Source organism: Candidatus Zixiibacteriota bacterium (assembly GCA_036480375.1).
GTDB lineage: Bacteria > Zixibacteria > MSB-5A5 > GN15 > JAAZOE01 > JAZGGI01.
In genome coordinates this window covers 16,020-31,041 of sequence record JAZGGI010000035.1, presented here as the reverse complement: position 1 = coordinate 31,041, position 15,022 = coordinate 16,020, and the positions used below count along the sequence as shown (strand labels likewise).

13 protein-coding genes are annotated in these 15,022 nt (G+C 45.2%); all 13 read right to left on the bottom strand.

All coding sequences use genetic code 11. From position 1 onward, the window contains the following. Nucleotides 1–21: 21 nt before the first annotated feature. The 13 genes from V3V99_11400 to V3V99_11340 all read right to left on the bottom strand — a co-directional run bounded on the left by V3V99_11400 (nucleotide 22) and on the right by V3V99_11340 (nucleotide 15,005). Complete coding sequence (locus tag V3V99_11400; GenBank protein MEE9443257.1) at nucleotides 22–549, bottom strand: hypothetical protein; 528 nt, start codon at nucleotides 547–549, stop codon at nucleotides 22–24. Nucleotides 550–577: 28 nt separating this feature from the next. After that, complete coding sequence (locus V3V99_11395) at nucleotides 578–2,776, bottom strand: GTPase domain-containing protein (GenBank protein ID MEE9443256.1); 2,199 nt, start codon at nucleotides 2,774–2,776, stop codon at nucleotides 578–580. A gap of 6 nt (nucleotides 2,777–2,782) precedes the next feature. Further along, nucleotides 2,783–3,697: a hypothetical protein gene (locus V3V99_11390; protein MEE9443255.1), complete on the bottom strand. Its 915-nt coding sequence runs from the start codon at nucleotides 3,695–3,697 to the stop codon at nucleotides 2,783–2,785. 23 nt (nucleotides 3,698–3,720) lie between these two features. Then, nucleotides 3,721–5,163, bottom strand: a complete 1,443-nt coding sequence (locus V3V99_11385) for a hypothetical protein (GenBank protein ID MEE9443254.1) — start codon at nucleotides 5,161–5,163, stop codon at nucleotides 3,721–3,723. Between the two features lie 97 nt (nucleotides 5,164–5,260). Continuing rightward, nucleotides 5,261–6,172, bottom strand: a complete 912-nt coding sequence (locus V3V99_11380; GenBank protein ID MEE9443253.1) for a type VI secretion system baseplate subunit TssG — start codon at nucleotides 6,170–6,172, stop codon at nucleotides 5,261–5,263. Then, nucleotides 6,169–7,857, bottom strand: a complete 1,689-nt coding sequence (locus tag V3V99_11375; GenBank protein ID MEE9443252.1) for a hypothetical protein — start codon at nucleotides 7,855–7,857, stop codon at nucleotides 6,169–6,171. Before V3V99_11375 ends, V3V99_11380 begins: the two co-directional genes overlap by 4 nt. A 3-nt stretch (nucleotides 7,858–7,860) precedes the next feature. After that, entirely contained in the window at nucleotides 7,861–8,235 is a 375-nt protein-coding gene (locus V3V99_11370; protein ID MEE9443251.1) for a GPW/gp25 family protein, read from the bottom strand. A gap of 8 nt (nucleotides 8,236–8,243) precedes the next feature. Then, entirely contained in the window at nucleotides 8,244–10,025 is a 1,782-nt protein-coding gene (locus V3V99_11365) for a phage baseplate assembly protein V (GenBank protein ID MEE9443250.1), read from the bottom strand. Nucleotides 10,026–10,091: 66 nt separating this feature from the next. Beyond that, nucleotides 10,092–10,496: a type VI secretion system tube protein TssD gene (gene tssD, locus V3V99_11360; GenBank protein MEE9443249.1), complete on the bottom strand. Its 405-nt coding sequence runs from the start codon at nucleotides 10,494–10,496 to the stop codon at nucleotides 10,092–10,094. Between the two features lie 39 nt (nucleotides 10,497–10,535). Then, a complete protein-coding gene (locus V3V99_11355; GenBank protein MEE9443248.1) occupies nucleotides 10,536–11,972 on the bottom strand; it encodes a hypothetical protein in 1,437 nt (478 codons plus the stop codon). Between the two features lie 16 nt (nucleotides 11,973–11,988). Then, complete coding sequence (locus V3V99_11350; protein MEE9443247.1) at nucleotides 11,989–12,432, bottom strand: type VI secretion system contractile sheath small subunit; 444 nt, start codon at nucleotides 12,430–12,432, stop codon at nucleotides 11,989–11,991. Between the two features lie 30 nt (nucleotides 12,433–12,462). Continuing rightward, a complete protein-coding gene (locus V3V99_11345; protein MEE9443246.1) occupies nucleotides 12,463–13,551 on the bottom strand; it encodes an AAA family ATPase in 1,089 nt (362 codons plus the stop codon). Beyond that, nucleotides 13,551–15,005, bottom strand: a complete 1,455-nt coding sequence (locus V3V99_11340; protein ID MEE9443245.1) for an AAA family ATPase — start codon at nucleotides 15,003–15,005, stop codon at nucleotides 13,551–13,553. The genes V3V99_11345 and V3V99_11340 overlap by 1 nt, the downstream gene beginning before the upstream one ends. Between the last annotated feature and the right edge of the window lie 17 nt (nucleotides 15,006–15,022).

Genomic DNA, 15,022 nt, shown 5'->3' with positions numbered 1-15,022 from the left:
AAATTCAGAATAGATTAAAATCTATTTACTTTCCAGAATCGTATTTCCCGCTGTTTTTACGGTATAAATAGAAGCGGTATTTATCTCACCCTGACTACCCTTGATGAATAGCCCGAAGATGAATAGATATGACAAGGTTTTCTTATTCTTCCCGGTATTGTCAATATACCCGGTCAACTTAATTTTCGAACCGTCAACCGTATTGTATTCGCCTTTTGTCTCAAATTCAATAAACTCAACCTTGATATAGCCGCCTTTCCCGCCTTTACCGGCCGGTTTCACTTCGGCAACTTTGGCCATCGCCTGCGCCCCTTCTTCCACAACCGTCTTTCCCCCGATTTGAATCGGCTCGGCGAGGTAACAAATAATCGGTACATCGGCACTCATGTTTCCCGAAGAAATCTTAATTCCCGGAGCGAATTTCAACTTCACGTCGGTTCCCTGCGGAAGCTGCAGCGTGGCTCCAAATGACAAGGCCGTAAATGCAAACCAGAAAAACACAACCAGCCCCACGCAAAACGAATTTCTATATATTGTGTTGAATTTCATTATACCAACTCCTCAACCTTGACAGGTTCTACTTCAACTCCGGCATCCTTCCTTTGAGTCCCGGATTGAAAGTAATAATAATTTTCTTGCCTATATTATCAAACGAAATTTCGCCGTCCATGTCAAATATAGAAAAATCACTTTTCAAAATCTTCTTATCGCTCGCATCACGTCCCCACATCTCCGCGGCCCCCAGAGTATCGAGCGCGATATGAATCACGTCGCCTTTTTTCCATGTCAGCTTATATTCGAATCCGGACAAAACCTGGGTTTGCTCCGCCCAGGCTGGGTCTTTGCCCCTGGATGTCACCTCAACATGCAGATGCCCGTCTCCCGGAATACTCTCGACTTTATAAGTATAGGTTCTCGGATTCCACCATTTTTTGGCGTCGGAAATATAATTATTTATCATTTTCAGATTGGCCTTGTCGGCCTCGCTGTCAAGTTGACTTTTAATCGTCCTGAGTTCAGCGACCGCCCGATCAAGCCGGTAGGACGGGGAATCATTCCCGTTGACCTTATCAATCAAATCGCCCAATTCTACTGCCGCTTTCTTGGCGGCGACTTTTTGGACTTTCTTTATCTTTCGTTCGGATAAAACATCGCCAAGGGCCATTTCTTCTTTGGATAATTCTTGCCCGTAAAGCCCGCGATCCGTCTGAACCTGCTGTTGAATCGTTTGCCACACGGCCGTATCGTTAGGGTTGGTTACTCCCTGAGCGAACAAATCCCAATATACCAATGCCCGTCCACTGCGCTTGTAAAGGATCGAAGACTCGTCTCCCTGATGATAGCTTTGCAGAGATTCCAACAGACTGTTATGCTCAGGGGCGAGTATCAAAGACTGATCGGATGGATTTAACCTGGGCCATAAATTCGTATCGGCTACAACGGCCGCCATCCTGGAAATATGGCCATTGAGAAGTTGAATCGCTTCCTGCTGATTAAACCTCCTATACGCTTCCCGAATCCTCTGCGACGGCGCCTGATACTTGTCAAAAAACCATTTTACCGCCCACGATCGCTCATATTTGTCATAAGCCTGAATTATCCGCCTTCTCTCCCTGTCGGTCGTATTGAATATCTTGCCATCATAGGCCGAAATAATGTTTTCCTCAACCCGTTCCGTCCGGGGCAGTAAAAAATTATGATGATATAGAAAAGGAATTGAAAATACGACACACCAAATTATGCTTATCGTCGCGACCAGCTTGGCCAATGACCTTACTTTGGAAATCCGCTTGCTTCTTACGATTGAATTCAAAAGCCAGTAAAACGGCTCTTTAACACCTATCGGACGTATCCTCTCCGGAGGAGCATAAATCGACCGCCCAATATCGGCTCCGATTTTCTCCGGTGTCTGTCCCGTCGCCGAAATAAAAAATATCTGAAAGTCGAGAGTTCTCTCCAGAACAACCCGAAAGAAATCTTTCAATCTAATCAGAATATTCCTGACCGAACCGGCCCAGGAAGCATTGGAATTTATTCTGGGATCGGCCAGTATCTTTTCGAGAAATGATTCAAAATCCTCAGACGCCAGATACTCATCTTCTGCTTTTATCAGTGAAACCTGGTCCTCTCCGGAAAACCCCGGCAGAATATCGGACTTTGTAATAACTATCCCGATAGGAATTGGCAATCTTGATTTCAACGGCGCCAGTTTTTCAAGAATATTAATAAACGACGCCACGTGAGCCTGGCTTTCGAGTTCGGCTCCCATAATCTTGGGATCATAGAAAAACAGAATCCCATCGCATCCCGTCATATAATCTATGACTTTGTCAGCCAGATCATTCTGACCCGTTATCGCGATTGCCCTGCCGCCATAATCATAGGCCACAATCGAGATTTTTTTGCTGCGATCGAGGATAGCGTTGAATTGAAGCAATTTATCCGATGGAGTCGGGTCGGGGAATTTCTTCTCGCTTTGAAAATCAACGACAGTCCCGGCATCGGCCGCCGTCCCCAATCCCCAGAGTGAACGATAATTCGATAAAAACTCACCGGCGGTAATATTATCGGTTACCGATATCTGCAATCGTTTGGAGATTTTACACTCTTCATTGAGGACTGTAAAATATACCGTCTTACCCGAATTGGAATGGCCATAAATACCGATTCGAGTTCCCGACGGCCAGTGAGATGGAGTCTCGCCTTTTTTGCCTTTAGCCCCGCCGGCTGCTTTGGCGCCCTTTTTGAAAAATTTGAAAATCTTGCCCAATTTCATCGTCAACTACCCGCCCTGAATTTCACTGGCTTTTTGGTTAAATCTCTCCAATGTCTCCTCGGAATAACTAATCCATTTATTGGGCACATAAAACGCCAGCAAAATAAACAGGATTATCATAACCGCGTAAAAACCGTACGCCGCCGAGCGCTGACTCATCACCAATCTGAAATAAGCGAAACTTGCGAAAGCGCCTTTGATCTTTCCCCAAACCTCGGAAAAGAACTCGGCCACTTTCGACCAGAAGCTGGTCGTCTTCAGGTAATTCCATTCCTGAAGATAATCATTGTTCAGTTTGGATTTTTTGGAGAGTTTCAAAAAAGCATCAATGCGATGCAGGTGAAATTCGAGACTGTTGCGATCTGTTAATAATTCCTTGCCCAGGGAAATTCTCCTCCGAGCCAGTTCCAAAAACTTGACCGGATCTGACATCGCATCAAACGACTCGGGAGTCAATCCCGCGTCCACATCCCGTCCAAACTTATTCAAATACCGCGCCAGCTCTTTCATAAGAAACAAATTCAAACGAAAATTATTATTCAGACTGCCTTCTCTGAAAAGTAAATTAAGAAGCTGTCCCTCAAAAAACGCGATATCCCGCTTGCTTGCTCGCAGATCGCGGCAATACAAATAAGATTTATTAGACTGTCCGTCAATGTCCGCTTCCGATTCGAAGAAAGTAATCAAAACCTGCAATGTGGTCTGACGAAGGTCTGACGAGGTCAATGGCGATTTCTGTATTTTGCTCAGGAAATACTGATCAACGTTAATCGCCTTATCGCGCTGCTTTCGCAAAGCCTGAAATATGGCGTAAATACCGTTATAGGTTTGTATAAATGCCTCCGTCTTAAACTCGGCGTATTGATTCTCAAAAGTATCGATGTAGGCAAAAAGCTCGTCAATGTAAGATCTAATATCCAAATTTCATGCACCTGTCTGTCACTTTAAAGACTATATATAATTAAATCCATCTGACCCAATCCATCAAACTTCGAAGAATCCGGGGCTCCCCGGAATATCATCGTCATCTGATGGACCGATGACGACTCCAATAAATCTCGAGGATGGAGAGCGACTTTATTTCCGAATGCCAGGGTATCGATATCGACCGGATCGGTTTCACCCAATCCCCGGGCCTCATTAATCCCCAGCCGAACCTGCATATTGCGCCATTCACTATCGGAAAACAATGATTTCGACATAAGAATCACGGTATCGGAAACCGGAGAAGCGGAAGTAATATTGATTATCAGGTAACTCAATTCGCCCACTTGTTCGAGACGACTCGCCGAATAAGCCAGGTTTCGATAGGTCTTCCCGGAATAGGTCAAAGTCTCTGTAGCCATAGCCTGTTCGCCCAGCTCTTCTTTCCTGGTCTGAGCCAAAAAGGCAAACAGGTCTCGCAGCGGATTCAAAATCCCATCTATGGCCTGTATCATACCACCGATATCCTGATGATTATATTCCATTAAGATAAAAGAATCAATCGAAGCTAAGAAACTGCCAATATCGCTCCGCAACTCGCGAGTAAAAAACTTCTCGTTCAGGTAATCTTTCAAAGCCGGATAGAGGTTCAAAAGAGTTGAAACGACCCGGAATAATTTCTTGAAATAAACGATCATATCGAGAGGATGTCCGGCATTGGAGCCGGTGACAAAACCATCATTGTTTGCCGCCAGATGCAGAATTACCCGCCCCAGGGTTTCTTTGAATGCGATCTGAAGACCGGAGCTCTCCCCTTTCAGAGTTCCGCTGACGGTAATGGCCCCATGCGCCCGCGTCGATAGCGATAATAAATTCTCCACCCGATTTTTCAACTCGCTGGCCTTCTCCGAAAGCCGACTATCGGCAAAAATATTCAGACACGGGGGATAATAGTCGGGCGCAACCACAACTTCGCTGCCGTTAATATTCAACCGGGCAATCTGGATAAAACACCCCTGCGGCAAATCCGGAGGCGTTCCGACATGAAGGGAATAATCATTTGTCAGATATGGTAAACGAGGGATATCTTCCGACGGTTCGGGATCGCCTCCCGGTTTCTTGGCTTCAGGATTGACCGCCAGATAGACGGGTATAACGGTCGCATTAACATCGGCTTCGCCTTTAATAATTCTGTTTTCATCAACATTGATATAATATCCTTCCGATGTCACCGCCTGGCATTGATTGACTTCGACCCGCAATCGATTTCCAGCCAATGTTAAATTTAGAGATAATGCTCCCTGACCCGAAGCCGATTTCCGGATTAAACCGAAATTATCAGAAACGCGCAATGCGTGCCAGCGAATCAATTCTTCAAAATATTTTTCCTGGTCGGAAAGATGCTTTTTATTGATAAGCATCCCATCCTGCCAATTAACTGATTGCAATTTCATATCGCTCATTGTTCCGCCTTAATTCCATTTTCAAGTTAGCGTCGCCGGCTGATTAAGTCAAGAAAGTTGACAGATTGATATTTTAGCCGGTATGTTTAACTTTGAGTCAAATCTGAACCGAATACCCTAAAATGGCATTATTATCTTTCTCTCCAATGATTGTCTGATTGTCCGAAACTTGAAAAATCAGTTTATATTCCAGATTGCTTGGCATACATAGGCCAAGTAAAGTCTCCAATTTCTTCCGTTTTGATTTGCCCGGCAAGAAATCTTTAATCTCATCCCGCTTGATTCCGCCAACGCGTACGCCATAACAGGAATCGCATTCGGTAAAAGATTTGCCCAAAATCAATTCCCGCCCCAGCCTGCCGGTCATCGATCCGAGATAATACCGCAGGTCATTCGGAATTTCATATTCGCGCGGGAGATTTTCAATTATTTTAAATTTGTAACCCAAAACAGCCTGGAGAATTTTCTCAACACTGACGGCATTCCCAGCCCATTCATTAAAAATAGGCAATAACGCCGCCCAAAGAGAGTGACCGCTGTCGCTTCCCGTTTCTTTTTTAACATCAAAATCGAAAAGAGCCAAATACTTTTCCAGATATTCCCGTTCGACAATTCCGAAATTATATTTCAAAGCATGGTATCTTGTTTTGGATTCAAAGCGAATTACGGCTCCGTCAAAAGGCGCCATAAAATGCCGGGAGCCCTGCTCCCAATTGCCGCGAGCAAACCGGCCTTCCAGGCCATAAAAAAACTGATAAGGCATAAAGTCAACTGCGCTGAGAAATCCAATCTCTAATGTTATCGACGCATCCTTGCGCAAATCAGATTCCGGAGACGGACTCTGATTGAGAACCTCGCCTTTATAATTCTCATATTCGCCAACCGCCAGAAGATTTATCCGATCAATGTCAATTCCCATGCGAGTAAGCAAATTGAGAGCGGTCGTATAATGAAACGGATGATGCCGATGACAAAAATCGGGCATTTTATCTTTGCCGAAATATATCATCCCGGAATAATCTCCACCCGATAGTGCGTATTTACAGGCGAACGGGATTTCAGGAAAGCCGCCAGCCTCGTCTTGAGAAGCTCAATTTCATCCTCGGAATAAAACTTATCCTTTTTTACCGTAACTTTTGCGATAATGCATCTTCGAACGCCGGAATTCAATCGCTCGATACCGTTCTCACACTCGGCGCCCACAATTCGCGGATCAAAAGTCTTCGCCCATCTTGAAATCCCCGAAAAACTCAGCGACCGATCCCGATTACGCAACCTGGCCGCCACCTCCGTCATTATTTGTTTTTCGGTCTTGGCCGGAATCGCTCCATTGACCGGAATTATATTAATGGCTGAATCAATCCCCGGATGGTTCTCATATAATTCCTCGATCATCCCCGCCTCAATGCCATTAGCCTCAATCCCGGCAGTGACAGAATAGTTGACCGTTATCGATTCCGGAGGAAGTTCAAGTTCCGACGGAAAATCAAACCATAAAACAAGCCGGTTATTGCGCTCTTCCGGTGAATAAAATCTATCAGATGACTGCGTAATCAAATGACGCGGAGTATAAGTTCGCCCATGACTATCAACAACACTGGTAATCTCGAGAATACTGGATAAATCCTCGGGCAATTCCACCTCCACCAAACGATTCCCGCCGGTATGTTTGAAGAGCGTCAAATCGTTTTTATTGACCGCGATAAAACTATCGAAATTTATTTCAAATGATGATTGTAATCGTGCTTTATCGCCACCCGACTGTAAATCGAGGCGTATCCAGTATAAATGTTCCAGATCATCAAGATCACGCAATCCATCTTTTTCGGCCAAATCAACCAGTTCCGGATCGGCGGGCCCCAGCTCCCAGGTCGATGCAAAATTTTCAGGAAGGACAATAAAACTGTCTTCCAGAGATTTGAACAACTCCGAGCTATTCCGCAATCCTCCCCAATCCGAATAACTGCCATTCTCGGCGAAAATCGATTCCAGCGAACTGGTTAAACCGGGGCAAAAACCGCAGTCTTCCTGAAACGAACCAAAATTCGACCCGGGATACCACCAGGCCCAGCGAAGCTGTTTGAGAACATTGGGGATGCCGCTCAAAAAAATCGTGCTTCCTGTCAAATCAACCGGGGATCCCGAATAATCGAGTCCAATATATATCTGATATTTTGCTCCTGCCGGAAATGACGTTCTTATCCGGGACGTTGACGACATTTCTTCCTCGCTTACAGGAGATAAATCGACCAGATTGTCATCGACACGAACAAATACTTTATCAATGCGGACATCCAGCAATTTTTCGGTTTTAAGCGGTGAGAAGAAAAACGTCTGCCCCCCTTCACGCTTTTCTTTATAAAAAAATTTGGTATGGATATCAACCTGAACTAAGGGGTCTTTAGTTTTGCACTTCATAACCGTAAACGCCGGAACCGGCCAGCGCATACTTTCCGGACACATTGACCGGATCAGAGTATTGACGGCCACGTCCCAGACCATATCCAGCCGACCGTCAATTCTTTCCAGTTGCTGCGCGTATAACTGGAGTAATATCCTCATGACCGGATCCATCCGTTCCGGAGCGGCCGGTATGGTATTGTCAAAAGCCCGCAATTGCCGATGCATCTCGGCAAAAATTTCCTCTTGTGATTTGGATTTTGAATGACGTATGGCTTCGGATTTATCGTTCACATTTTACCCCAGTAGATAACTCGCCTCAAATTTCTGCTCTTCGTTGTCTTCTTTGTAATTGCCGGTAACCTTAATCGCCATACTCACCGAGTGCGGCGTGGCACCGTCAATTCTCACCAGCGAAACAGAAATATTATACAATCTTTTTTCATACTTATCTAACGCGTTTCGCAAATTGGATCGGATATCGGCCTTATTGGCGGTCAGCAAATCCGAAAATTCCTTTTCCCAGATATCACTGCCATAATCAGGTTCAAAAGGTAGTGATCCGCGCCGCGTGCACAGGATTAATCCGATTGAAAACTTAATCGATTCATCAAGCTTGGCGCGGTCGAGGTATCCTTCCCGCAAAACAAAAGGTAACGCTAAATTTTCCATAGAAGCCGTTAATTTAATTGTATCGGGGTTCCTTTTACGGTAACCATTGTTCCCTCTATTTTATATTCAATACCGGCCTTGGTTGCCATATTCATACTCGCCTCGGATTTAATATCGCCACCGGATTTGATTTCAATCTGGCCGCCATCCAGTACAATCTTGCTGTCAGCCTTGAGTGTAATATTTTTCGATTTTATGGTCACGTCTCCGTCTGTCTCAACCGTAATCGACGGACCGCCGGAATCAATAATCACCTGGCTTCCATCGGCGGCAATTATCCCGATCTGTTCCCCCCCGCCGGAATCATTAATAATAATTTTATTGCCGCTCTTGGTTATAAAACCCTTAACACTATTATCATCCGTGCCGGTATCGCTATGCGGCGCGTTATCCTTATTATACAGGGAGCCGATTACAATCGGTAAATCAGGCGATCCCTGTTCATAACCGACCAACACTTCATCGCCGATTTCAGGTACAGAAAACCAGCCGCGGTCTTGCCCGGCATGGGGTACGGCGACCCGAATCCAGATGGTGTCGTCGGCGTTCCACGGGAACTTGACCTTGATGCGACCCATTTTATCCGGATCAATGTTATCGACTACTTCGGCCGTTTGTAGATTGGTTACCGACGCTCGAGCCGAATGCGATTTGGGAAAGGCGACATCAACCGGTGTGCACTCAAATTTATTGGTATAGCTGCCCGCTCCAAAAGTATGATGGACTTTGGTGACCCAATAAGTGCCGTCCAGTTTACCCAAGCCACCGGCCTTGACGCATTTTCCAGGAGCTATCTGGGGGTGGCTGCAGGTGCCCTGACATAAAATCATCTTTCCTATAGCTTTATTTCTCTCGTTTTGCAGTACTTTGTCGAGCCCTTGAGCGTCTGCTACAAATTTGGGAGCATCGCTAAATCCGGATTCCGTATATATTTTTTTGGATGCTTCCGTGCTTTTCTTGGACGTCTCGGAAATTGAAGATTGGGTTGGTAATGATTTCGAATCCTGATCAAATGTTTTTTTCTGTTCATAGTTATAAACCGACGATGTAAACTCGGCCGATGCCGTTCCCCAACCATATACAAAGCCGCCCAAGGTATATCGCCAGGCCAATTCTATGGTGTTTGATTGATGGGCCTTTTCGACATTGAATTTTTCACCGTCATAATATGCATACAATCCCGAACCGGATGCCAAACGCATAATAAATTCAAAATCAGTTTCGCGATATTGAACGCAATATTTCATTTGACCGCCGGTCGATTCGACATTTCCAATAGTAATGGGATAATTGCGCAAAATTGAACCGATTACATCGGATGCACTCTGATCCATGAAAAAATTATTGTGCCTGGCCCCGTCCATTGCTATTGTCGGGCCATGTGCAGTAATAATGCCTTCATTTATTCCATCAATTCTATTTCTTATCTGGGTTTTGGTTATGATTCCCACGAAAGTTGACTTAATTGGTCTAGGTTCATCCGGCACCTCCATTTCAACTTCAAAGGATATCGACTTTCCCAAAACATCTGAATAACCGATTGAATCAGATAACTCATTTTCTTTCTCATCGAAACCATATTCATGAATTACAATCTTTACCACATGGTGAGAATCAATTGTCTGGATTATTTCGATTCGGTTAATATCGGAGCTTTCGATTTTCTTGCCATCAATCCATAATTTAATCGCAAAAACACCCGAAATACCTCCCCCATCTTCAAGGAGATCATCAGAAAATAGATCTATTGTCTTTTCGTTATCGGAATATTCTTCTTCTTCACTCACCATTATGCGGCCTGTGGATAAAATTGTTAAACGGGCGGGATAATAAATCCCGCCCGGTAATGCGATTAATTATTCTTGCCAGCGGTTGTCGATCTCCGCGTCGGCGATAGTCAATTTATGGCAGGATATTTCGAAATACTCAGAAATCTGATCTTCGGGATTATTTTTAACATGAGGGACTTGTTCCTCATACTTAGTGATAAATCCTTCTTCCCAGGTCAGCTCTTTCATCGCCGCATCGTCAGGATTGTTGAAAGTAACCTTACCCGCTTTCCAGTTCGGCTTGCTCGAATCCATTGCCCAGCGGGCGATATCAACCGTTTCATCCGATTCGCGGGTTATTTTAATGACACCGGCGTGGGCCCTGTCAGACGGGCGTCCGGTTTCATCCTTGGCGGTGTACAGGCCATATTCGACCTTGTAAACGTTTTTGTACACAACTCCATCAATCTCCAAAATTGGTCTCCGTGCCATAACTGGCTCTCCTTATTTTTAGTTATTACAATAGGTTTTTTACTTATCCTTCACATTGGTTGCGTTATCCTCATTCCACGCTGTGAATTCAATATTGAAAGTCCGCGCCGGATATTTGGGATTAAGAGCAACCTTGATATCGATCTCCTGGCGTTTACGCATTTCATCATCGGCGAAAATCTCAACTCTGTAATCCTGCAAAATATTATCCCCGCCCGAAATGGCCTTCATGAATTTGTCGATATCGCGACGCATAGTATCGACAAACTTCTGATCAATAACCGAAAAAGTCTGTTTATTCAGATAATTTCTCAATGTCTTGTACACATAATCATAAGTCCGGCGAATCGAATATATATTGAACGTCTCTTTGGTAAACAGCGTCGCGGCACCCATTGCCACCGCCGTACCTTCAAAACTAACCATTGGATTAACGCCCTTTTCATTTATCTTGGAGGCATCCGGTTGATTAGCCTTAAACCGTAAGTACTTGGCGTCGGCTATCTTACCGTGTTTAAATCCGGCCATTGGCTGCTGCATACCCGCTGTCGTATCGCCCTGATACATCTTGCCGGCCACGACCGCCGAGGGCGGTATCCACATATCTTCATCCTCATATTCATTGGCGGCTCTGGCCTGAACATAGTTGGCGAACAGCGATACGTATTGCTTATAATCGTCGATTCCGGCCAGACTGGCGTAACTAGGATCGTCAAGCATATCCATAACCTCATCGACCGATTCAAAATCGGGTAAATCGGTCATAACATGGACTTTATTGGGAAGTCCCAGCATCCGAGCGAAACCGTCAATATTTTCAACGCTCCCCAGATATCCCGGAACGACAGCCATCGAGAAACATTCTTTGATACTCCATTCCCGGTACAAATCAGCGACCGCCTTGGAAACTTCCTCAAATTTCTCTTTGTCATCAGGGTTGGCCAATTCTTCAGCGCTGGCATTAACGAAATAAGCGTTTACCTTTTCATCCGGTTCCTGTTGCGCATTGGCAAAAAACTTATCAATTGCCCGATACGTTGTTTCGATTTCGCGGTTGGCACGATGCACTTTCTTCATGTTTTTCTTAAGATTCTCTTCCAGCTTGGCCGATTTTTCGCTGAGTTTCTTGCGCTTATCATCGTCCGCTTCATCGGCGGCGAGAGCGTTAATCCAAGCGTCCAGCCTTTGCGCCAAAAGCTTGCGCTGACCCGCGAAATCTTTCTTGTTCAGAAATTCCTTGCGCTGGAAACTCTTCTTGGGATCCAACCATTCAACCCCTCGAACCAGATCGCCATCCGGAGTCTTAAACGACGGCATTAGAGCCGATAACTTCTTATAATCGCCGAAATTCTCGCCCAAAATAGATGCGAATTCCTCATCGGAAATCTTTTCTATCTCAACCGCTTCCTTTTGGGGTGCGGCATCGGCGGTTTCAGCCTGCTGCGGCTGCATTTCATTTTTTTCTTCTTCGCCCATTTATCCTCACCTCTCTTTATTCTTCGCTTAACAGGTCAATGTAATACCTGGCGAGTTTTAGAAGCGCTTCCTTCTTGTCTTTGTCCGCCAGAGTTTTCTTCAGGGAATTGTTTTTCTTCAATTGTTTTTCGAGATCATTTAATATCTCTTTCCCATAATACACTTTTTGCAAATAATCATTCTGGTCAATCAGTTGCTTACTGCCGAAATCTTTCATCGCCTTAATCTCGAAATCGGCATTGACCTGTTCCCCATCCGTGGAATCCATCTCGACCGAAAAAGACGGACGATATTTCTCGAAAACTTCTTTGAGATTGTTGCACCGCACCGGAGTCACGTCGGCGTCTTCATCGTTGTTCAGTTTCGCCGCATAAAGAAGTTTGTTGGAGGGGAGTAATTCCACCGGGATGGAATCGTCGCGCTTTATCTTTTCAGTCGCGCCCAGAATAAATTTGGCCATCAAATCCTCCGTTTTATTTAAGTTTAATCTCTATTTCTTTTTCGAAAATACATACTCTTTATTCTTCACATCTATCTCAATCTCATCGCCGGAGGATACATCTCCGGTAATGATATCCACCGATAACTTATTAATGATATCCTTTTCTATCGTTCGCTGAATCGGCCGGGCTCCTAACTCAGGCGTATAACCGTCTTTGGCAAGTTTGGCTAATGCCTTCTTTGATAAACTCGCCTGTATATTCTGGTCTTTAAGTAATACGCACAGATTTTCAAATTCCAAAGCCGCGATTTTCTCTACCTGTTTCTGCGTAAACGAATGAAATATGATAATATCATTAAGGCGGTTGAGCAGTTCCGGACGGAATTTGGAAAATAAAAACGACCGTACTTCTTCCATATCAAGGTCGCGTCCCTCGCGGTCCGCTTCCAGAATTTTCTCGGCGGCAAAATTGGAGGTTAAAACCACAATCGTATTGGAAAAATCAACCGTCCTTCCCTGCCCGTCAGTCAAACGTCCGTCATCCATCAATTGCAATAAAACATTGAAGACATCCATGTGAGCCTTTTCAACTTCATCAAGAAGCACCACCGAAAACGGTTTTTTCCTGACCGCTTCAGTCAAAAGTCCGCCCGCCTCATACCCGACATATCCGGGAGGCGCGCCAATCATTTTGGCCACCGAATGTGACTCCATATACTCCGACATATCCAACCGCACCATCGCGTTTTTATCATCAAATAAAAATTCGGCCAATAGTTTGGGTAAATAGGTCTTTCCCGTTCCGGTCGGCCCCAAAAATAAAAACGATCCTACCGGACGATACGGAAGCTTGAGACCCGAACGCGCTTTGCGAATGGCATTACAAATAACCTTGATAGCCTGATCCTGCCCAATGATTTTCCTGGACAGATAAGATTCCATATTTATCAGGCGGTCTTTTTCGGCGGTCAGCATTTTTGTCACGGGAATCCCCGTCCGACGGGCAATCACAGCCGCGATATCGGCATCCTCAATCCGGGGTTCCAGATTATCGACAACCGGCTTGAGGGCTTTTAACTTTTCTACTTTGCTCTTATAATCAGCCTTGAGATCATTCAGATTAATCTTTGTTTCCATTATGCCGACTCCTTGTTGGCAACTTCAACGCGATGTCCCCAGTATCCGTCAAGCATATCAACTTTGCGAGCGAATTCATCGAACGCGATTCGCAGTTTTTCAAAATCTTCCTTGTCTTTATCAGGATCCTTGCCTTCGCATTCGGAAATCAGTTTTTCCACATCCCTGGCTTCTTTTTCCACGAGCGGAATATGTTTCTTAGCATATTCCTCTTTGACGCTAAACTCCGAACCAGCCTCGTCAATTATATCGAGAGCGATGTCGGGCAAATTTCTTTCGCTCAAATACCGCTTGGCATATTTTACAGCCCCGATAATTGCCTCGGATGTATATTCAATCTTATGATGCTCCTGATACTTGGAAATTATTCCTCGGGCAATACGAATAGCATCATCAAGGTTTGGCTCCTCGATGCGGATTTTTTCAAATCTTCTCTCCAGGGCCTTGTCTTTTTCCAAATGCTTGGTGTATTCCTCTTCGGTCGTCGCGCCAATAAGCCGAATTTGTCCACGGGCCAGAGCAGGTTTCAATAAATTGGCGGCGTCAGTTCCGCCGGTCGTGCCGCCAGCCCCTACGATAGTATGAGCCTCATCAATAAATAAAATCACTTTGCCCGCCGTCTTGACGACCTCTCCGATAAGATTTTTTAGTCTCTCTTCAAATTCACCTTTATACTTGGCTCCCGCCACCATCGCTCCCATATCAAGTTCCATTACCTTAACATCTTTTAGAGCCTCAGCTACTTCGCCATCGACTACAGACTGCGCGAAACCTTCCACGATTGCCGTTTTACCAACCCCCGGGCCTCCGATTAAAACCGGGCTGTTTTTGCGCCGCCGCAGAAGAATCTGAACAACTTGTTGGATTTCTTTATCCCGTCCGATCACAGGATCGAATTCACCGGCCGCGGCTCGATTAGTCAAATCGATACAATATCGCAGTGTCCCCGATATTTTTTTCTCTTCGGACGCGGCAGCTCCGGCTTTCTTTTCGGCTGTCGCCGTTATCTCCTCGATTGATTTGCTGTCGGCGATGGCTCGATAGATATCTTCCTTGGTGATTTCGAGCTTTTCCCGTACATAAGGTGCCAGTTGCGATTTGGGGTCGAATATGGCGATAAATATGTGTTCCGGTTCTACCAGCGCGTCATATAATTTCGTTTTCTCCTCAATAGCCCAGTTTAATACTTCCTGCACCGAAGGCGACACCGCCACTTTTTCCCGGGTTGAGCCCCGGCTTGATTGATCTTTTAAATGGGTCTCGATGACCGATTCCAAAAAAGCGATGCTCTTCCCCAGCTGATTGATAATCGACTCCACCTGCGACCCTTCCTGCCGGATAGTCGCGACTAATAAATGTTCGACTTCGATTTCAGGATGACGAAATGACTGTGTGATCTCGCGAGCGTTTTTTATTAATGCCCGTGAATCCGAAGAATAGTTGGCAATATCCATATTCGCCTTCTTTTCGA